This is a genomic window from Oculatella sp. LEGE 06141, assembly GCF_015207605.1.
Classification (GTDB): domain Bacteria; phylum Cyanobacteriota; class Cyanobacteriia; order Elainellales; family Elainellaceae; genus Oculatella.
The window spans coordinates 54,368-73,726 of sequence record NZ_JADEWO010000020.1 but is presented as its reverse complement, the minus strand read 5'-3'; the positions used below and the strand labels follow the sequence as shown (position 1 = coordinate 73,726).

The following is a 19,359-nucleotide window of genomic DNA, read 5'->3' as shown; positions in this document are numbered from 1 at the left end:
TGTGCTATTCTCCGTAAAACTCAAATAGAGTGCGATCGCATAACCCTACACAGCACTCTACCGTACTCCATACGACCACGGTATAAATTAAACGATTCTTCTTACAGCAGTTTTCAATCGAGTCAGCCACAGTCTCGCCAAGATGGGTGTGGAGTGTATGGTTTGAGGTGTAGTGAATGCAAATGAAAATGGCTGTAATACCGATTAATCCCGACGGTGAACCCGTGAGGATAGAGCGCGATCGCGCTTCCCGCTACAATGAAATGAGTTTGAGTCCGCTATCGCCATAGTTAGCACAATGTTCAAAGTGGTTGCTCCTGAGTTTTCTGAAGAATTTGAGCGGTGGACAGATGCGCTCAACACAGCTAAATCCCTGATTCCCCAATGCAAAGGCTGGACTCAAGATATTCGCATTTTTCTGTTGAATGAACTGGTGTGGGTTTACAGCAGAAGCCACAAGTACCCGCAATATATTGGCGCAGGCATGTACGATCGCCTTGCTAGACTGTTCGTGCAAGAAGCGATAGAGGCAGAACAGGCCAACGTTGATGCAACCGATGACTGAAGGCGATCGGTGACTGAGGGCATCGATGTAAGGAACCTGACCAGGGCACGAAGCGGGAGTAGCGTAGGAGTAGTGTAAGGTGGCAGTTGACCCCATACCTTAGCACTAGTAACCGCTTAAGGGTGAACCTGACCCTGGCATCATCTGTTATGGCACTTAAAACGCTCATTCCGCTCATTTTATTGCTGTTTGTTCCCGTCTCAATTGCGGCTGAACAACTCCACTGGGGAGAGACGGCTGTTTTTGTCACGTCTGCGCTGGCGATCGTGCCTCTCTCGATTTGGTTGACTACAGCAACCGAAAAAATTGCAGTAGTTACAGGTCCCACATTTGGCGGGCTGATGAATGCTGTTTTTAGCAATGCCACTGAACTGATCATTGCGCTGGTGGCGCTCAGGGCAGGGTTGGTTGATATTGTTGAAGCCAGCATTACCGGAAGTATTATTGGTGCCCTCCTGCTGCTGTTAGGAATGGGGATGTTTGCAGGGGGGCTACGGTACAAGGAGCAAGAATTTAAGCCAATCCTGGCGCGAGTCAATGGATCATCGATGACGCTGGCTGTAGTAGCGATCGCCCTGCCCACCCTGGTGATCAACACCTCTAACATGGTCAATTCGGCCTCCATCCGCAACATTTCCCTGATTACGGCAGGTGTCCTCATTGTGGTGTACGGACTAACGTTGCTCTTCTCTTTAAAGACGCACAACTTTCTCTACGAAGTTGGATTAACCGAAGAAGAGACATCGGACTCTGGGGCAAAGGAAGATGCTCCAGCCGGAATGCGTAAATTGCTGCTTTGGGTTGGCGTATTGCTAATATCCACGATCGCCGTTGCCTTTGAATCCGACTTGTTTGTGGGTGTAGTGGCGCAAGAAACCTCTCGCTTGGGGCTTACCCCCCTGTTCACGGGAGTGATTTTGCTGCCGTTAATTAGCGATGTTGCCGGATATGTATTGGTGGTGCGGCTAGCGCTAAAAAATCAGATGGATCTCGCTGTAGCCACGGTCACCGGAGACAGTCTGCTGATTGCGCTATTTGTCGCACCCATCCTCATTTTTGTAGGGCAGGCAATGGGGCAACCGATCGACCTTAACTTCAACACGTTTGAAGTGATTGCGCTCGCAATTACCGTTATTGTCACTAATTTAATTATGTCGGGCGGTCGCTCTAACTGGTTAGACGGCATGTTTCTGTTAGCGACCTATTTTCTGCTTAGCGTTGCCTTTTATTACCATCCAGCCTAGATTGAGCCAGTCTGGATTAGGCAAGAGGCAGACAAAAAAGACACCAGGCTCTAACGTAGATTGAGCCTGGTGTCTGATGGGACAAAAAACTGGATCTGCGATCGCATCATTGAGTAACCCTATTGGTTAACCAACCCAGTTAACCAGGCGGCATATTACTCTGAAGCGATATGCGATCGCAGAAGCCAGACCGTGATGATTGGAAAGATCGTTGACATCCGGAAACCCCTAGCGCGATCCCCGGATGGCGTATCTAAGCAGGAATCACTTGAACAATTAACGAACGTTTGTCAAGCGACTGGACTTTACCCACCTGGCTTAAGTCACTTGCAATCCGATCGAGCAGATCGCCAGCGCGATCGCGGTATTGATGTTCTCGACCCCGTAACCGAATTAAAAACTTAACGGAATCGCCCTTACTCAACCACTCAATGGCTCGATCAATTCGGATCTGATAATCAGACACACCCACGTTAGGACGAAGCCTCACTTCCTTAACGGTTGGTCTGGCACTTTGAGTTTGGCGTTTCTTTTGCTGATACTGGAGCTTGCCGTAGTTCAAAATCTTGGCGACCGGGGCATCTTCTCCCTGGGAGACTACCACCAAGTCAAGCCCTTCACTTTCAGCGATTTGTAGAGCCTCGTAGGTGTCTATCAAACCACGTTTGTTGTTTTCGTGGTCAATCAGAAAGACTTGAGGCGCTTTGATTTGACGGTTGATTAGTTGCTTTTGGGCTGCGATAATGCTTTCCTCTTATATTGTTCGACAATTTTGCTAATGGACAACAGCTTATATAGCTGTTGTTCCCATAGCATGTATTGTTAGGGTAGCACAGCGTTCACTCGATTTGCCGAGGTTGGCGATCGCCTCTACGGATTGGGCAACCCCTCACAGAATTTGGCAACTGGCGCTCAGTATTAGGAACGATTTGAAGCTGTTTGAAACGGCTCAAATATCTGCTGAAAGGGGGCAGCATTCGGCAAATAGCCCTTAAAACAGACCCAGACGGATTAGCCCATAGCGTGTTTTTTCACAGGGTATGGTGTGCCCCTGACTGTATTGGGCTGCAAAATTGAGCTGCAAATAAGACCTTTAGAGCATACTGTTAAGAATTAAGTGAGCTTATCGGTACTCGACGGGTTCATCTCAACCAAAAGGCCGAGTTTCAACCCTAATTACACGCTACCTGTTCATTTAAACAGGTATCAAATGGTGATTTTGAATTATGGTAGACATCGTCGTTATGCTCCCTGCCCTTAGTGTTAAACTTGGAACCCTTTGTATCTCTTTGTATTGAGAAATACAAAACTTGTTGACTGCCACACGCAATCATTGCAGCACATTCGAGCCAGACAGCGGGAAGTGAACCAATGACTTATCATTATTCCGTCATCGTTGTAGGAGGAGGACAAGCCGGACTGTCCATAAGCTACTGCTTAAAGGAGAGAGGCTTGGATCACATTGTTTTTGAAAAGAACAAGATTGGGTATTCGTGGCGTTCCAAACGCTGGGATTCTTTTTGTTTGGTTACGCCCAACTGGCAATGTCAACTGCCTGGATACCCTTACGCAGGGGACGATCTGCATGGATTCATGAAGAAGAATGAGATCGTTCAATACATCGAAGCCTATGCGGCATCGTTTGATCCTCCGGTCAAAGAAGGCGTTGAAGTGCTGAGCGTTCGCAAGAACAGTACTCAGGGTGTCTTTGAACTCACAACGTCCGTTGGAGACTATACCGCCGATCAGGTGGTCATTGCGGCAGGTAGTTACCATTTACCCAGGGTGCCCGCCCTGGCTGAACGGCTGCCCGAGTCGATTGTGCAAATCCACTCCTCAGACTATAAGTCGCCTCAGGCATTACCCGACAAAAGCGTACTGGTGGTGGGTACCGGGCAGTCCGGTTGTCAAATTGCCGAAGATTTGCACCTGGCGGGTAAGAAAGTTCACTTGTGCGTGGGTAGCGCTCCGCGATCGCCACGACGCTATCGCGGCAAGGATGTGGTTGATTGGCTCGATCAGATGGGGTACTACGACTTATCGATCGATGAACATCCCCAAAAAGAGAAAGTCCGCACTAAAGCAAATCACTATGTGACTGGTCGCGATGGCGGGCGTGAAATTGACCTGCGACAGTTTGCGCTGGAAGGAATGCAACTGCACGGCAAACTCAAGGACATTCGCGGCGGCAAACTCGAATTTGTGAGCAACCTGAAACACAATCTGGATCAAGCTGATGCAGTAGCCGAAAGCATCAAAAAGACCATCGATAGTTTCATCGAAAAGAATCAAATTCAAGCCCCAACAGAACCGCCTTACCAGCCAGTCTGGCAACCTGAAGCAGAAATGCTCTCGCTGGATTATGAACAGGCCGACATTGGTGCGGTGGTGTGGTGTACTGGCTATCAGCCTGACTTCAGTTGGGTTGAAATTCCAGTGTTTGATGGCAAAGGATATCCCGGCCACGACCGGGGCGTAACCGAAGTCTGGGGATTGTACTTTCTGGGGCTACCGTGGTTGTATACCTGGGGTTCAGGGCGGTTCTCAGGAATTGCTCGAGATGCAAGCTATCTGGCCGATCACATCACGGCACGCAAAAAGGTGGCACATTCAAATGCGTGGAGCATTGTGAATGAGTTTTTGCTTGGCTCATAGCTGCCGTTGATGCCGCAGTAGTTTCAGGGGGTTGGGCTGTTGCTGGTTGGGTCGTGCTTGAGGGCGATCGCTGTCCCTACTCTGCACCCTCAGTCTGCAACAATGAAGGGGGTTAGAGATCCAGCAACAGCACACGTCCAGTGAGGTTGAGCATCAATTATCAAACCTGTCCATTGTGCCAGTCAACGCAGGGACGCGAATTTTATCACGACGATCGCCGTAACTACTTTCGTTGCCAAACGTGCCACCTGTCGTTTGTGCCATCGTCGCAGTTTTTATCGGCCAGTGCTGAACAGGCTGAATACGATCTGCACCAGAATTCTCCTGCTGATCAGCGGTATCGCAAATTTTTGAGCCGTCTGTTTACTCCCCTGGCGGCACGGTTACCGTCTGGCAGTTGTGGGCTTGACTTTGGCTCTGGCCCTGGCCCGACCCTTTCGGTCATGTTTGAAGAGATTGGTCATGTTGTGGCAATCTATGACATTTTTTACGCTAAAGATGAGTCTGTCTTTGAGCAGCAATATGATTTCATTACCGCCACTGAAGTTGTAGAACATCTACATCACCCTCGAGAAGAACTGGAGCGATTATGGATTTGCCTGAAGCCGGGCGGTACGTTGGCTGTTATGACCAAACTGGCACGCGATCGGGAAGCGTTTGCCCGCTGGCATTACAAAGACGATTTGTCGCACGTCTGCTTTTTTTCTCAGCCAACCTTTCACTGGCTAGCGGCTCACTGGCAAGCGACGCTGACGTTTGTGAATCAAGATGTGGTTTTCCTGGTTAAGTCGTTCGTTGGGCAGTGCTGAATCGCGGTGTGCATTCGCTCCATCCCTCTATGCTGCAACGCCACTCATTGCTAAAGAGTCGTTAATAGTAACTGCCCGACTTGCGGTGGTTTACAGCCGTGATTCCGGTGGGTTCCAACACCTTACCCCGATCGACCGTGGCATAAAGCAAACAGTGATCGCCACACTCTATCCAACTCTGTACAGTACATTCCAGGTAGGACAGGGCTTCTGTCAGAATTAAACATCCGTTGGCGGCATCTGTGGTTTCCACATCCGCAAACCGATCTGCTCTGGCAGACTGAGTTTTGAGAAAATGACGATGCAGATTCTTGCCTTCCTTCAGCACATTCAGCACAAAGGGGGTTCCGGGCTGCGCCAGAATTTCAGCTTCGCGGTCTTTGGCAACGGCGATCGTCAACCCCGGCGGACTGAAGCTCGCTTGCGACACCCAGGACGTGAGAAACCCATGATCGGTGTTTCCCCATTTGGCGGTCACCACACAGAGCGACCCAATCACCCGACCCACTGCCTGCCCGGTGCGATCGACCTGCGCTTCGGTCGCGGTTTGACGCGGCGCGCGTAGCTTCATTGCTTTCCGTAATGCCTGCGCGAAAGCGGTTCCGGCAGCTTCACACTGCTGAAGCGTCTCTTCGGTGGGCTTAAACTTGACGCGAATGGTTTCAAACCCAAACGGATAGCCAGAGTCTTCTAATTTGCTTTCAATGATGTCTACCGCTTCACCGCTCCAGCCATAGGAGCCAAATACTCCAGCTACACGCGTTTTAGGAACCGTGGATAAGACGATACCTAACGCCGTTTGAATTTGAACGGGAGCATGACCTCCCAGCGTTGGAGAACCGACAATAAACCCGTCACATTGGCTGACGGCGCGGGTGATCTCTTCTGGGGAGGCCGATTCGCAGTTAATTGCCTGCACCGATACCCCAGCTTGAGTAATGCCCTGGGCGATCGCATCTGCCATCATCCCAGTATTGCCATAGGCCGAGGTATAAAGCAGAACGACGCGCAACTCCCTGGATTGCTGTTGCTGACACCACTGATGATAGTCGAGCGTAAATCGGCTCAAGCTATGCCGCACAATAGGCCCATGACCCGGCGCATACGTAGTTGCCTCAAACGCGTCTAGCTTGGCTAGCGCGGCCTTGACCTGCTGCACCTGCACCGCATGAACGCACTCAAAAAAGTGCCGCCGATCGTCGTCTAACTGCCGCCAATGTTCGTCAAACACTGGCTCATCGCAAACGTGGGCGCTAAACAGCTTGTCTGTAAACAGAATGTGAGTGGCGCGATCGTATGTACACAGCGCATCAGGATGGCGTGGTGTAGGCACAAAGCGAAACTGCAACTCGTGCCCATTCCCCAGATCTAGCACCTCTTCATCGCGCACCACGTGCAGTTTGAACGTCCTGTCTTCATATTCAATGCCAAAATCGATCGCCTCATCGTCTCGGTGCGTCCAGGTCTCAAGCGGCTGATTGGCAAACGCTGCCCGTAGAGCGATCGCTCCAGGCTTAGAGCAAATCACGGTGGCGTAGGGAGCCAGCTCCAGCAATCGCTTCAGCGTTGTAATTCGATTCTGGTTAACATGGCTCAGGATGATATAGTCCAGGCGTTGGAAGTACTGATGCTGCTGAAGTTCGTCCAGAAAAATGTCAATGAACGACTCGCCCGGTGGATCAATTAAGGCAGAGTCCTGTGCCTGGATCAGGTAAGCATTCGCTGTGGTGCCACGCTGCCGAGCATATTCTGTCTCAAATTTGAGCCGCTCCCAGGTACGCGATCGCAACACAGTCGTGTCTGCACCAATTTGGGCCACTTGAACATCACGGGGCTTCGTTTTTGTCATAACTGTCTAACCTCTACGGCATCTTGCACCAACCCAAGCAGTAGGGAGGATCGCCCACCCCACCTAAGAGGATGTTTGAAAAGTAGCAAATGTACTGCATTTGCCCCCTAAATCCCCCAAGGTTGGGGGACTTCCGAGCCAGTTCTATTTCAAAGTCCCCGTTCGGCTGAGCGCTCACGTCGAAGCCAGAATTGGGGGATTTAGGGGGCGGTTCAGGTGACATCCAGCACTGATCAAACATCCTCTAAGACCTTACATGCCCTCCGGTTCAATTCGTCAGGTTAGTAATGATTTCCCACCTTACGATGGTGAACAGCGGTGAGCGAGTCTGTGTTAGCGAGCCGTCCGGCATCCACTGTGCTGTAAACTACCCAGTGATCGCTGGTTTCCATGCGGCTCACCACTTCACATTCCAGATAGGCCAGAGCCTCAGCCAGAATGGGACAGCCGCTGGACGATGAATAGATTTTGATCCCAGCAAACCGATCGGCACCGGGCGGAAAACGTTTCAGGAAATGTCTCATTAGCGGCTGATAGTTGCCCTCTTCTAAAACGTTGAGAACAAAGCGATCGCCCACATGCATGAACGATTCAATTGCCCGGTCTTTGGCAACGGCGATAGTAATACCCAACGGTTCAAAGCTTGCCTGGGTCACCCAGGAGGCCAGCATAGCGCTAGAGGCTTCGCCCTTTTTCGCAGTGATGATGTAAAGTCCACCGCTCAAACGTCCCAGAGCTTTATCCAGGTCGCCATCTAGAGACTTCATCTGTTTGATGCTGCGATCGCGGGTCAGCCATTGCCCCAGGTCTGTTCCGGCTTCGTTGCAAAGCTGGTAGGTTGCTTCGGTGGGCGTTTCTTTAATCAAGATGGGAGCAAATGCTTCCCGTACTCCCGTTTCTTGCAGCTTGTTTCGCAATAAATAGACCGATTCATCGTCTCCCCCACCCGATTCAAACAAACCAAACGTTTGCTTGCTGTGGCTTGCCGCCAAAATTGTATTTAGCAACGCCTGAGTGTGAGCTGCATCTGCTCCAGACTGAGACGGCATTCCGATGACAATGCCCGCTGCCAGACCCATCACCTCACGAATTTCTTGGATATCGGTAACGCGCAGATCAACTAGCTCTACCATGACCCCTGTCTTGCCGATGCCGTTGGCGATCGCCTGCGCCAAGCGATCGCTGTCGCCATATTCCGGCAGGTAAAATAGCGCCACAGTGGTTTCTGCTTTAGCTTGAGCCTGGCTCCATTTCCGGTAGCGCTCGACCAATTCATCCTTGTGGCGTTGCAGCAAAGGTCCATGCCCGGTGGCAATGGTGGTAACAGGAGGCAAAGCGCTCATTCGCTTCAGTGCCGACAGCACAGCACGGGCGTTTGGCCCCATCAGGCAGTCATAGTAAAGCTTGTAGTCTGGCTCAATCAGGCTGAGATTCTCGTCGTAGGTGTAGTCGTCGCAGTAGTGCAAACCAAACACATCGCAAGTGTAGAGCGTCTGCGTTTTGTGGTCGTAGGTCAGCATTGTGTCAGGCCAGTGCAGGTTGGGGGTAGACACAAACTCCAGTTCGTGACCGTTCCCCAGATCGAGGCGATCGCCGCTCTTAACGATCTGGCGCTTAAACGGCTGGTTGACCAGTTCTTCTAGAAACTGAATAGCTACCTTAGAGGCAACCACCGTAATTTGAGGAGCCAGATGCAGCAGATCTTTCACCAAACCGCTGTGGTCGGGTTCGGTATGGCTTACCACCAGGTAATCAATTTGGGTTGGGTCGATCAGTCCGCTCAGGGTATCTAGATACAGTTGGCGGAATTTTTCGTGGGACGTATCGACCAGCGCCACTTTCTGGCTTTGAATCAGGAAAGAGTTATAGGTTGTGCCATTTTCAATCACAAATTCAATATCAAAGCGATCGCGATCCCAGTCTAGAGAGCGGATAGCGGTTGTCTCCGGTGCAATCTCAACGGTTTGAATCGTTAAGCGGGATTGAACCCGTTCCGTTAGCGCAACCATAAACAGCCTCCTTACCAGACTACTGATTGAAATAGTGTCACTCTCTTATTATCAACTGGCTGATCCCAATTTTGTAACGATTCGCTAAGCAAATCTACTTATTTCTTAAATTGGTTTGGTTGATGAGTCCGGTATTGCCGATAAATTGCGGATAAAAATGCTCTCAGATGGATGGCGATCGCCCACACGATTCGCAACCTTAAAAAATGGCATTAGCCACGCTAAACAGAGCCGCCGCTAACCCAGCCGCAATGGGCAACGTCACCAGCCATGCCAGAGCAATTTGCTGCAATGTTTTGACTTGAATCACCTGATCGAGACGGTTCGATCGCCACTGTTGCACCAACCCAATGCCAACAACCGCACCCACCAGCGCATGAGAGGTTGAAACAGGCAGTCCGGCTCGGCTGGCGAGTAACACCGTGGTTGCTGCCGCAAGTTCTGCACAGAATCCGCCGCTTGGTTGCAGGGCAATAATTTTTTCGCCAATTGTCTTGATCACATTTTTGCCTAGCACCGCCAGACCAGAGACAATCCCCAAACCGCCCAACACCAAGATCCAGGTGGGAATGCCAAATTCATCGGGCGGTACCGTGCCCGTGCGGTGAATGTAGGCGATCGCTGCCAGGGGAGCCACACCGTTACCCACATCATTAGACCCGTGGGCAAACGCCACAAAGCAGGCACTCAATATTTGAAACCGAGCCAAGAACGGTTCAACTACTGCGGTGTGCATCCCAGAGGGTTGAGTACTGGAATGGGGCAATGCCGCTGCCTGTCTTCCGGTTTCATCCATCGACTGGTCATAGTCTTGCTGTTGGTTATGGTCTTGCTGTTGAAGAATGTAACCTAAGCGTCGCCAGTGGAAGAGCGTTAAGGTAACAGCAGCGATCGCCCCCAGGCTCAAAAACACGTCATGGTCGGGCAGCGGAATCGCTTCAAGCTGGCTGGGGGGTAAGATAAACGGCAACACAATAAACCCAAACACGCTCACCAGTGCCGTGCTCAGCCAGGGAATCCATTCGTAAAGCTGCTGTACCGGGTTGGGGCGATCGAGAATCCATTGTCGGATGCCGCTGTAAAACAGGGCAGCGATCGCGCCGCTCAGCAGCGGAGTCAAAATCCAGGTAACCGAGATCAAGCCAATCACCGACCAGGCCACAGCTTGCCTGCCCACTGCAACCCACCCAAACCCTGCTAACGCACCCACAACGGCATGGGACGACGCAACAGGCACCCCAAAGGCAGTGGCAACCTGAAGCCACGCACCGCAGGCCATTAGAACCGATACCATGCCCAGCACCAAGGTTTGAGGCTGGAGGGCAAAAAAAGCCGGATCAACAATTTCGGTGGCCAGGGTTGATGAGACACGGTGCCCAAACAGTACCGCTCCAGAAAATTCCAGAATACCTGCGATCGCCAACGCCTGCCGCAGCGTTACGGCTTTGGAGCCAACTGATGTCCCCATAGAGTTGGCAACATCATTCGCCCCTAAATTCCAGGTAACGTAAAAGGCAAGAGCAGCCGTAAGAACCAGAAAAAGCATTACTTTATCGAACCGAATTTAAGCCTGAGGAGGGTTCCCAAGATGATTTCACTCAGGAATAGTGGATACCAACGTACAAGTTTGTACCAGATATTAACCTTGCTAAAGGCGACTGGCACTGACTTAAGAATTGCAGCTTCAGAGATCTTCAAGAATCCATCGAGAAGAATCCACGCTGCACACGTATCCCCTGGGTCGATCGATGGGCGAGATTCATGTGTTTGGCACATTAGTTAGTGAACGTTGTAGACCAGTTTAATCAATGCACTCAAATCATCTCACCACCCCAACGCCTTATCAGGAAACTCTGTCGATCGCGGCGGATTGTCAATGTCTCAATGCAGAAGGGCCCATATGGCACGTTGTTGAGCAGCGGCTGTATTGGACAGATATCCCGGCAGGACGATTGTTTCGCTATGACCCGATCGCCAAAACCCACGAGCAAATTTACTCCGGGGAATCGGTTGGAGGATTCACGATTCAACAAGACGGTTCGTTGCTGTTGTTCAAGGCGCGTGGCGCGATCGAACGCTGGCAAGAGGGACAGATTACCCCTATCCTGGCAGAGATTCCAGAGGAGCGGGAAAGCCGATTCAATGATGTGATTGCTGACCCATCTGGTCGAGTGTTTTGTGGCACCATGCCCAGCGACAATCACCCTGGCAGCCTGTATCGATTGGAATTAGATGGTTCCTTAACCACTGTAATGGAAGGCATGGGACAACCTAACGGTATGGGTTTTAGTCCCGATCGCACTCAGTTCTATTGCACCGAATCGCTGGGGGGAAAGATCTATCAGTTTGATTACGATCGGGCGAGTGGTGATTTGAGCAACCAACGAATCATCATCTCAGTACCGGAAGAGGAGGGCATTCCCGATGGTATGACCGTCGATGCAGAAGGTTATCTGTGGTCTGCCCGGTGGGAGGGGAGCCATTTGTTTCGCTATGCGCCAGATGGTACTGAAGTGCTGCGGATTCCGTTTCCAGCCCGCAAGGTAAGCAGTGTCACGTTCGGCGGTTCCCACTATACCGATATGTATGTCACCAGTGCAGGTGGCAACAACCGGGAAGAGGATGGAGCCGCAGCCGGAGCCGTTTTCTACCTCAATCTTGGCGTTCAGGGTGTGCCTGAATTTGTCTCTGCTGTGCAGGTTGCGGTGTAAAGGGCACATTAGATTGGCTGTGCGGGTTGCCGTATTATTTGCAACAGCATCCGGTTGCCAAATTCGGTAACAATAGGACAATACCCTATCGATTCCAGAAGGCTTGCGCTCCCGGTTCAGCATTGCCCTTCGTGCCGTGATTTCCTATTAGTTGCCCATGACATCTACTCCCATCCACTCACCTGTGACGAACCCTTTGCCCCATGCAGCCACAGGTGCTTCAGATCAACAGATTTTGTTAATCGTGCATCAAGAACATTCCTCTCCGGGTTTGGTAGGTCAGCTATTGCAAACCAGAGGGTATACGCTAGACATTCGTCGTCCTTGTTTGGGCGATGCGTTGCCAGACACAATGGACGCTCACGCAGCGGCCATTATTTTTGGTGGCCCCATGAGCGCTAACGATAGTGAAACATTGCCATTTATTCGAGCTGAGTTAGATTGGGTTCCTGTCAGCGTAGAGTCGGGAAAACCCTTTTTAGGGATTTGTCTGGGAGCGCAACTGTTGGCGCGATCGCTCGGTGCTACCGTTGCACCCCATCCTCAAGGTGTTAAAGAAGTGGGGTATGTTCCAATCAGCCCCACGGTTGCAGGCAAAGCTGCTTTCGGTGATTTAACCCATGTCTATCACTGGCATGGCGAAGGCTTCGAACTGCCCCAGGAGGCCGTGCTGCTAGCCACAGGGGACGACTTTGAAAACCAGGCATTTCGCTATGGTAAGACGGCCTACGGCGTTCAGTTTCATCCTGAAATTACAGCCGAGATGATTGAATTTTGGACGGCTAAAGCCACCGAACTAGCGGAATTGCCCGACAGCCAACCCCTGGATAAACAGTTGCAGCACCACGCCTGCTATAGCGCTACGGTTGAACGTTGGCTCGATCGCTTTTTGCAGGATTGGTTGCAGGTGCCCAGCCCAACGGCTGTGAGATAAAAGCCAGCCTCACTTTAATCTGAAGACATCCATCAAAACGGCGGCAGGTTCTATGCGTCTAGCTTGATCGGGCGCATCATAAACGACCAACAGCGCATTGGATTGTCCTAAACACTTAAACAGTGCCAGCCCTTCGGCGTGATCACTGCCAATGGTAAACGGCAGATCAAACAACGACTTTAAATCGCCTGAATCGGCACTGGCGATCGTATCTCCATCGCGGTTGAACGCTTTTTTGAGCTTGAATATTTCCATTTTTCCCTCAAGCACCATGGTGGGGCCAGCGAGAATGATCAGATCATCTTGGTACAAGCACAGTTCTCGAATCCCTAGCCCATTTAAGTTGACAAAGTGTTTTTTGTAATAACGGTTGTCTGGCCCGATGCGTTTGAGTGATAGCAATCCGGGTTCTAATTCGTTCATTTCCAGTTCTAGAATGATGGCCCATCCTCCTAACACGGGGCCACGCAGCCCTAAGAAGATGCGGTTTCCCCGAACGGTTAAGCCTTCCACATCAAAACCATTGTCTTTAGATGCCAACTGAGTTGACATGTAAACTCCTAAATGAGGGTCGTCTTTTAGGGCATCTGTCAACAGGTTTCCGGTTTCGGTGGTTTGTAGATAGGCGGCAGTCAGAGTTTTCTCGGGATGATTTGGATCACTGGCAGATTGTACAAGCTCACCGTCAATTACCGGGATGCGGGCAATCATGTAACGATTCAGCTCCACCTCAATAGTGGCTAGCTTTTGAATGTCTTTGTCAGGTTTCTTGCCCTTGGCTTTCTTGCGTTTGCTGCTGTGCGATCCGGTAAACCACAAGTAGGAATCGGAATAGTCTAGCCCTTCGATATCAATTTCACCATCAGGATTGGCGAGCTTGACAAAGTTGCTAACAGCAAAGGGTTGATGGTTTCCGTAGACGTATGGCTCAACGGCAGTAAGCCGTTCAATAGACGCTAATTCATCAGAGCCAACCCACAAACTGCCATCCGGTGTAAAGGCTGCGGCTGAAACCTCGTTCAGTAAATTGCTTTCTTCTGAATCAAACCGCAACAAAACTCGGCTGAGCAGAAATGGATGTGGCATAGTTGTTCCTTCAGTCAAGATGTCGTTTAGCTGACTAAGCTGTAATTAAGCATAGAGCACCCCGAGGAAGGCGATCGCCCTCCTCAATGAATCAATACCAAAACAATAAGGGGCTTAGCATCGCTAAACCCCCATTCCTGCTGCATTACCTATTTGGTATGAGCAAATAATTTCAACGCGTAACGAACCTTATGCAGGGTTCCGAAGCGAGTCAGATGCATTCTCTGCGGCTCGGCCAGTGGCTTTTGCTGTATCGCGTGCCCGATCTTGAGCATAATCAGAGGCATCTTCTACAGCACGCTGGGTGTTTCTGAGGACGTTACGACCCGTTGCACTGGCATTGTTTTGAGCATTATCCGCTGCACGCTCTGCATTACGGCCAATTTCGCCCGAAGCATTACGCACCTTCCGCGCGCCTTCTTGAGAGCCTTGAGTGATATCCTCTTTCACATCTTCAGCCGCTTCGCCTACCCCTTGAGTGATATTGCGAACTCGTTCGCCCAGGGGAGCCCCTTCCCGATAGCTCTTAGCAAAATCTCCAGGATTTTGCACCTTTTGAATGTTCTGCTCGGCTTCACGGCTCAAAGCGCGAGCCTTTGTTTCAGCACGGCTAGTGTCCCGACGTGGATCGGTGTCGGTATAGTTGTTCATGCCTCCCTGAGGCTCTTGGATCGGACGATACAGCTCAGTTTCCTGGCTCACACGTTCGTTATAGGTGCCTTCTCCCGAAACCCGAGGGGAACTGGGGTTACAAGCTGTATTAAGCAGCAGTAAAGCGCCTGCAAAAAGAGCAACGACTACTCGGGTAAGCCGAATTCGTTTGAAAAAGGAAATTACATTGTCCATAGGAATACTCCATTAGAGTGTTTGTATGATTGGAAAGGTGAAAAAAGAACCGTTTGCAGCAGTAACATCAGCAGACAAAATGGGTGAACTAGTAACAGGCACCCTGTAAGCTCTGCTAAGTTATTTGCCTACGGATGGGTTGAGTTGCTGATAGTCCGCTGGGTGCTCCTGAACGTCTTCAAAGGTGTCTTTGATAAACTCAGACGCATCCTTAAACGCTTCTCCAGTTTTTTCTAGAATTCTAGTGTTCGGATCAGAGCGATCGACCATTGGCTGCGGTTGCGCCGGAATTTGACGAGCATCCTTAGCAAAGTCCTGCTGTCCTCTGGGGCCAAAATCAGGGGTGCGGGTGCTGGTTGCATCTTCACCGGGATACAGGATGTCAGAGGCGCTGCTTTCAACCGGACGGTTCGCAATTAACCGATCAAAATCCACCGTTAAGCTGGCGCGATCCTGGCTACTGCGCTTTGGATTGACTACATTAGGGTCAGTTGTAGCTTTGTATTCGGAGTAGCCGTCTCCTCCCATCTTGTGAGGATTGTTCTGGCCACCCATTTGTACGGGTGGAACCTCTGGACGGGCACCCTGCACGTTGCCACTGTTGCAGGCCGTAGTCAGCATTAGCGCCAATCCTGCAACAAAAACAGCTAGTACCTTAGCCAGTCGTAAATTTTGGAAAAATGAGATGAGTTGTTTCATAAGGATATCTTTGCCCCTTGAGCAAGCCCAATGCTTTGGTGTTCGTCTTGCGTTTCTGTAGAATCAGATACGGTTTGACGACTGCTCGTCAAGCTTAAGAAGAAAGGTGTTGCTTCTCCCTCTAACGCAAGGCTCATTATGTACAAAGCCAATTGTTTTTTTTCTCTAACTCCAGAGAGATTTGCGATCGCCCCTATTATTACTCTTACATTTGTTCAGCAATGCCAAGGTATTGATTCAGACTAGCTGACAGCCATTAAACGAATGTCTCGTTTGTTTAATTTTGCTGAATGAGGCTGCTAAATAAAGCCTGAATGTAGTACCAGAATCAGTTTCTGAATGCCTTTCGCTGCTTTTTTGTTGTAGAACAAAAACGAATTCAGTTAACAATTAGAAAGACGATCGCCTTGTCTACGCATAGGAGCGATCGCCTTCAAAAAACCTGGATCAACTGCTAGCTATTTGGAATTCAACAACCGCAGAAATTCAGGGCACCAATTCATTGATTAGCGGTCGAGCAGCTTTCTCAAACCACGCTCTGTTGACTGCTCAGCAGACTTGGCGTGCTGAGTATCTTCGGGTGAATACATCTTGTCAATGTCAGCGGTTCCTTGATCCACGTTCAGTCCACCGTTTGACTGCTCTGCTTGTTCTTTTTCCAGGGAAGGAGGCGATTGCTGGAGCGCTTCTTCAGACTTTTCAAAGATTCTGTCTAGTTGGGCTTCTCCCTGGGTAGGGTTGCTAGGAGAGCTGTTAATCACAGGATCTCTGAACCCGTCGCTATAGGCAGGAGCGGCATAGGAGAAGAGCATCATGATACCAGCAACAAAAGCGAGCATGACGCGCACTGGACGGATTTTAGACAGATTCAAGCGGGTTAAACGCATATAAAACTCCTCGTTTAGTTTGTAAAGTTTAGTAGAAGCTACCGATTGATCCGTGGTTTACTCTTTCGAGAGGATTTCAGCCGCTTCTAGTCCATTCAGCCAAATACCCGGGACTTTCACATCTGCTCTTAGTTAGATCTACGCTGAGAGAAAAACAGGGGCGATCGCCAGTTCTGCAAAATCTACCTACTATCCCCCCGCTTCTCTGACTGACCTTCGAGGGATTTCAACTGTCTCCAATCATGTCCTTGTTAGTCCCACAGACTGAGTACAACCGCCGCCGACTCATCAGAAAACTAGCATTTCATAAAGTTCTGCCAGTCACTCACTTGGAATACGTGATGAGCGCCTATCTGAACTCATTGATGGCTTAGTGATGGCTCGATTCATCCCAGCAAACGGCGTTACATCACTGAAATGCTTTTGTGGTGCCGCTATCACACTCAAAGAGGATTGCGCTGGCAGATCTATCCGAAGAGAGTGCAATTGTCGAGAACAAATTCGGTATAGTTCATAACAAATCCACTCCGTAGGAGCCTAGTCGATATGGCGGACAACATTAAAGATCCCAACCAGTCTTTTGAAGCACAGCAAACCATTGAAGAGGTTGCTGCTGGCAATGAAAAGGCAGCTAATGTAGACGTCGAATCAGACTACGAAGCGTCTAAACAGTTTAACGCTAGCAGTGTTGACCAAGCAGACGACTCCGATTCTGACAAGTCAGGCAACTCAGACAATTTTCGCGACATGGCAAAGCAGGTTAAGCCAGACCAGTAAATTAGCTGCCGATAACCTGACCGCAGGGTAACAGTTGGTCGGCAAACGCTCAGCAGCTACCAGAAACATGAACAGAGTAAAGGTCGGTGAGCTGGGCTATGTTCATCGGCTTTTTGGATGTTTAATCGCATGTAAAATAGCGACTGACCCTCTGTGCCCTTACTCTGCTAACTCCAGTGGCTCAGGTGCTGCCCGGTTCCTGCCCGGATGTAACGGGAGCGATCGCCTTCAAGTTCAGCTCAGGATGCTCTCCTTCAATTTGCTGGCAATTCCACTCGTTGCGAAATAGCAGCACTGGACGGTTAACGCTGTCTTTAACGACTACCGTATTGAACAGGCGACCTACCTTATTTAGTGCATCCCACCCACCCCCTACCCAGCGGGCAACACTATAGGGTAACGGTTCGATGCGTGTCTCTACACCATATTCGTTCTGCATTCGGAATTGAACGACTTCAAATTGCAGTTGTCCCACTGCTGCCAGAATAGGGTCGCGTTTTGCTTCGTCTGCCGAATACATAATTTGCACAGCTCCTTCTTCCCGCAGTTCTACAATTCCTTTTTGGAACTGTTTGAACTTGGAAGGATTGGGGTTTCGCAAATAAGCAAACAGTTCAGGCGAAAAGGCTGGAATCCCCTCATATTCCAGCCTTTGCCCCATATAAATGGTGTCGCCGATCGCAAACACGCCCGGATTATTTAAACCAATGACATCGCCTGGATAAGCTTCATCTAGCGATTCTCGACCCTGCCCAAACAGCTTTTGCGGGTGAGACAACCGCACCACCTTCCCCGATCGCGCATGGTTTACCACCATGTCTTTCTCAAACTTGCCAGAACACACTCGCACAAACGCAACGCGATCGCGGTGTTTTGGGTCCATATTGGCCTGGAGTTTGAAGACAAAGCCTGAAAACTCCGGATAAACTGGCGGAATTTCTCCCTTGGTACTTTGGCGGGCACCGGGTTTCAGTCCATAGTCTAAGAAGGCATCCAAAAAGAGTTCTACGCCAAAGTTGGTCATGGCGCTACCAAAGAAAACAGGGGTCATCTTACCTTGATGCACCAGGTCTAAATCCAGTTCGGCACCAACCTCTTCTAGCACTTCCAACTCTTCTTTCAGTTGGTAATACAGATCTTTATCTAATAAGTCTTCAATCCGAGGGTCGCCAAGGTCTACAACCGTGTCAACCGCTTCTCGGCTACCGTGGGCACTGCGTTCAAACAAGTGAATTTGTTGTTTGCGCCGATCGAACACGCCCTTAAAGCGATCGCCCATGCCGATCGGCCAGTTGACGGCATAGGTCTGCAATCCCAGCTCCTGCTCAATTTCGTCCATCAGTTCTAGTGGCTCTCGGCCAGGACGGTCAAGCTTGTTAAAGAAGGTAAAGATAGGGAGCGATCGCATCCGGCACACCTCAAACAGCTTCCGCGTTTGCGGTTCCAACCCTTTTGCCGCGTCCTCTAGCATGACGGCATTATCTGCTGCTGCTAGCGTCCGGTACGTATCCTCACTAAAGTCTTGGTGTCCAGGCGTGTCCAGCAGATTAATCTTGAAGCCGCCATATTCAAATTGCAGAACGGTTGAGGTAATCGAAATTCCCCGCTGTTGCTCCATTGCCATCCAGTCGGACGTAGCATGACGCTGCGCTCGTCGTGCCTTTACCGCCCCTGCCTCATGAATGGCACCTCCGTAAAGCAACAGCTTTTCCGTTAGGGTCGTTTTTCCGGCATCAGGATGAGAAATAATGGCAAAGTTACGTCGCGTTTCAACGGCTGCCTGCAATTCCAACTCAAGTTCTGTCAACATGCAAAAGCCTGGTAAGTAGCCTCAAATTACATTATAGGAAGGGAAACAGCAGGAGTTTGCTCCCCAATTTAGTAAACCTAGGAACATTCGGCCATCTAGGACAGTCGAGGATTACACAATCTGTCACACGTCAGAACCCCTAATCCCTGTTAGGGGTTTTTTCCTTGGTTTAGCCTTGTCGCATCGTATCGTATTTAATGACCGATGTGTCTGCTAACGTCTTTCCAAGCAGTTCGGAAGTCTCCAAGGTTGGGGGATTTGGGGGCAAATGCAGCACAGTCGAGACTTCTAAAACATCCTCTTAATAGGATCTCAGGCTCTCAGCGATTTAACGATGCTTACGTCAGTGTTATTCAAGGTTTGGTTTACAGCCATTTTCATCTGCATTCACCACACCCCACATCCCACACCCCACACCCATCCTGGCGAGACTGTGCTTACTCAATTGAGAACTGCTGTAAGCTTCAGATAACGTTTA

Annotated in this window: 17 protein-coding genes; 7 read left to right on the top strand and 10 right to left on the bottom strand. The window is 50.2% G+C overall.

The window, feature by feature from the left end; translation table 11 throughout:
* Positions 1–4: 4 nt before the first annotated feature.
* Complete coding sequence (locus IQ268_RS32915; RefSeq protein WP_255527201.1) at positions 5–130, bottom strand: hypothetical protein; 126 nt, start codon at positions 128–130, stop codon at positions 5–7.
* A gap of 168 nt (positions 131–298) precedes the next feature.
* Between IQ268_RS32915 and IQ268_RS15350 the strand changes: the two genes are divergently transcribed.
* On the top strand, positions 299–565 hold the full coding sequence (locus IQ268_RS15350; RefSeq protein ID WP_193880564.1) for a hypothetical protein: 267 nt from the start codon (positions 299–301) through the stop codon (positions 563–565).
* 149 nt (positions 566–714) lie between these two features.
* Positions 715–1,809 carry a calcium/proton exchanger gene (cax, locus tag IQ268_RS15345; RefSeq protein WP_193880561.1) on the top strand — a complete coding sequence of 365 codons (1,095 nt, stop codon included), beginning with the start codon at positions 715–717 and terminating at the stop codon, positions 1,807–1,809.
* A gap of 253 nt (positions 1,810–2,062) precedes the next feature.
* On the opposite strand, the gene infC is transcribed toward cax, so the two are convergent.
* Positions 2,063–2,551, bottom strand: coding sequence for a translation initiation factor IF-3 (infC, locus tag IQ268_RS15340; protein WP_339383344.1), 489 nt, complete (start codon positions 2,549–2,551; stop codon positions 2,063–2,065).
* 629 nt (positions 2,552–3,180) lie between these two features.
* Between infC and IQ268_RS15335 the strand changes: the two genes are divergently transcribed.
* Positions 3,181–4,464 (top strand): MSMEG_0569 family flavin-dependent oxidoreductase, encoded by a 1,284-nt coding sequence (locus tag IQ268_RS15335; protein WP_193880558.1) that lies wholly within the window; start codon positions 3,181–3,183, stop codon positions 4,462–4,464.
* A 146-nt stretch (positions 4,465–4,610) separates the two neighbouring features.
* Positions 4,611–5,273: a class I SAM-dependent methyltransferase gene (locus IQ268_RS15330; protein WP_193880555.1), complete on the top strand. Its 663-nt coding sequence runs from the start codon at positions 4,611–4,613 to the stop codon at positions 5,271–5,273.
* Between the two features lie 61 nt (positions 5,274–5,334).
* On the opposite strand, the gene IQ268_RS15325 is transcribed toward IQ268_RS15330, so the two are convergent.
* From IQ268_RS15325 to IQ268_RS15315, 3 genes are all read right to left on the bottom strand, one after another.
* Complete coding sequence (locus IQ268_RS15325) at positions 5,335–7,122, bottom strand: diflavin flavoprotein (RefSeq protein ID WP_193880552.1); 1,788 nt, start codon at positions 7,120–7,122, stop codon at positions 5,335–5,337.
* Between the two features lie 281 nt (positions 7,123–7,403).
* Positions 7,404–9,131 carry a diflavin flavoprotein gene (locus IQ268_RS15320; protein ID WP_193880549.1) on the bottom strand — a complete coding sequence of 576 codons (1,728 nt, stop codon included), beginning with the start codon at positions 9,129–9,131 and terminating at the stop codon, positions 7,404–7,406.
* 199 nt (positions 9,132–9,330) lie between these two features.
* Positions 9,331–10,677, bottom strand: a complete 1,347-nt coding sequence (locus IQ268_RS15315) for an inorganic phosphate transporter (RefSeq protein WP_193880546.1) — start codon at positions 10,675–10,677, stop codon at positions 9,331–9,333.
* Positions 10,678–10,939: 262 nt separating this feature from the next.
* Here IQ268_RS15315 and IQ268_RS15310 point away from each other — a divergent pair, with 262 nt between their 5' ends.
* Both IQ268_RS15310 and IQ268_RS15305 read left to right on the top strand, forming a co-directional pair.
* Entirely contained in the window at positions 10,940–11,842 is a 903-nt protein-coding gene (locus tag IQ268_RS15310) for an SMP-30/gluconolactonase/LRE family protein (protein WP_193880543.1), read from the top strand.
* A gap of 157 nt (positions 11,843–11,999) precedes the next feature.
* Positions 12,000–12,776 (top strand): glutamine amidotransferase, encoded by a 777-nt coding sequence (locus IQ268_RS15305; RefSeq protein ID WP_193880540.1) that lies wholly within the window; start codon positions 12,000–12,002, stop codon positions 12,774–12,776.
* 9 nt (positions 12,777–12,785) lie between these two features.
* Here the strand turns inward: IQ268_RS15305 and IQ268_RS15300 are convergent, their stop codons facing one another.
* The 4 genes from IQ268_RS15300 to IQ268_RS15285 form a co-directional block, all read right to left on the bottom strand.
* Positions 12,786–13,862 carry a DUF3616 domain-containing protein gene (locus IQ268_RS15300; protein ID WP_193880537.1) on the bottom strand — a complete coding sequence of 359 codons (1,077 nt, stop codon included), beginning with the start codon at positions 13,860–13,862 and terminating at the stop codon, positions 12,786–12,788.
* Positions 13,863–14,051: 189 nt separating this feature from the next.
* On the bottom strand, positions 14,052–14,708 hold the full coding sequence (locus IQ268_RS15295) for a hypothetical protein (RefSeq protein ID WP_193880534.1): 657 nt from the start codon (positions 14,706–14,708) through the stop codon (positions 14,052–14,054).
* A gap of 120 nt (positions 14,709–14,828) precedes the next feature.
* Positions 14,829–15,407 carry a DUF6658 family protein gene (locus IQ268_RS15290; RefSeq protein ID WP_193880532.1) on the bottom strand — a complete coding sequence of 193 codons (579 nt, stop codon included), beginning with the start codon at positions 15,405–15,407 and terminating at the stop codon, positions 14,829–14,831.
* 506 nt (positions 15,408–15,913) lie between these two features.
* Entirely contained in the window at positions 15,914–16,294 is a 381-nt protein-coding gene (locus IQ268_RS15285) for a low temperature-induced protein (protein WP_193880530.1), read from the bottom strand.
* 546 nt (positions 16,295–16,840) lie between these two features.
* Between IQ268_RS15285 and IQ268_RS15280 the strand changes: the two genes are divergently transcribed.
* Positions 16,841–17,071, top strand: a complete 231-nt coding sequence (locus IQ268_RS15280; RefSeq protein ID WP_193880528.1) for a hypothetical protein — start codon at positions 16,841–16,843, stop codon at positions 17,069–17,071.
* Between the two features lie 181 nt (positions 17,072–17,252).
* On the opposite strand, the gene prfC is transcribed toward IQ268_RS15280, so the two are convergent.
* A complete protein-coding gene (gene prfC, locus IQ268_RS15275) occupies positions 17,253–18,881 on the bottom strand; it encodes a peptide chain release factor 3 (protein WP_193880526.1) in 1,629 nt (542 codons plus the stop codon).
* Between the last annotated feature and the right edge of the window lie 478 nt (positions 18,882–19,359).

What these genes read in the sequence shown, in the direction of transcription:
- prfC (WP_193880526.1), bottom strand. Translation starts at nt 18,881, where the DNA reads ATGTTGACAGAACTTGAGTTGGAATTGCAGGCAGCCGTTGAAACGCGA.
- cax (WP_193880561.1), top strand. Translation starts at nt 715, where the DNA reads ATGGCACTTAAAACGCTCATTCCGCTCATTTTATTGCTGTTTGTTCCC.
- IQ268_RS15310 (WP_193880543.1), top strand. Translation starts at nt 10,940, where the DNA reads ATGCACTCAAATCATCTCACCACCCCAACGCCTTATCAGGAAACTCTG.
- IQ268_RS15350 (WP_193880564.1), top strand. Translation starts at nt 299, where the DNA reads ATGTTCAAAGTGGTTGCTCCTGAGTTTTCTGAAGAATTTGAGCGGTGG.
- IQ268_RS15280 (WP_193880528.1), top strand. Translation starts at nt 16,841, where the DNA reads ATGGCGGACAACATTAAAGATCCCAACCAGTCTTTTGAAGCACAGCAA.
- IQ268_RS15290 (WP_193880532.1), bottom strand. Translation starts at nt 15,407, where the DNA reads ATGAAACAACTCATCTCATTTTTCCAAAATTTACGACTGGCTAAGGTA.
- IQ268_RS15300 (WP_193880537.1), bottom strand. Translation starts at nt 13,862, where the DNA reads ATGCCACATCCATTTCTGCTCAGCCGAGTTTTGTTGCGGTTTGATTCA.
- IQ268_RS15285 (WP_193880530.1), bottom strand. Translation starts at nt 16,294, where the DNA reads ATGCGTTTAACCCGCTTGAATCTGTCTAAAATCCGTCCAGTGCGCGTC.
- IQ268_RS15325 (WP_193880552.1), bottom strand. Translation starts at nt 7,122, where the DNA reads ATGACAAAAACGAAGCCCCGTGATGTTCAAGTGGCCCAAATTGGTGCA.
- IQ268_RS15315 (WP_193880546.1), bottom strand. Translation starts at nt 10,677, where the DNA reads ATGCTTTTTCTGGTTCTTACGGCTGCTCTTGCCTTTTACGTTACCTGG.
- IQ268_RS15335 (WP_193880558.1), top strand. Translation starts at nt 3,181, where the DNA reads ATGACTTATCATTATTCCGTCATCGTTGTAGGAGGAGGACAAGCCGGA.
- IQ268_RS15305 (WP_193880540.1), top strand. Translation starts at nt 12,000, where the DNA reads ATGACATCTACTCCCATCCACTCACCTGTGACGAACCCTTTGCCCCAT.
- IQ268_RS15320 (WP_193880549.1), bottom strand. Translation starts at nt 9,131, where the DNA reads ATGGTTGCGCTAACGGAACGGGTTCAATCCCGCTTAACGATTCAAACC.
- IQ268_RS15295 (WP_193880534.1), bottom strand. Translation starts at nt 14,708, where the DNA reads ATGGACAATGTAATTTCCTTTTTCAAACGAATTCGGCTTACCCGAGTA.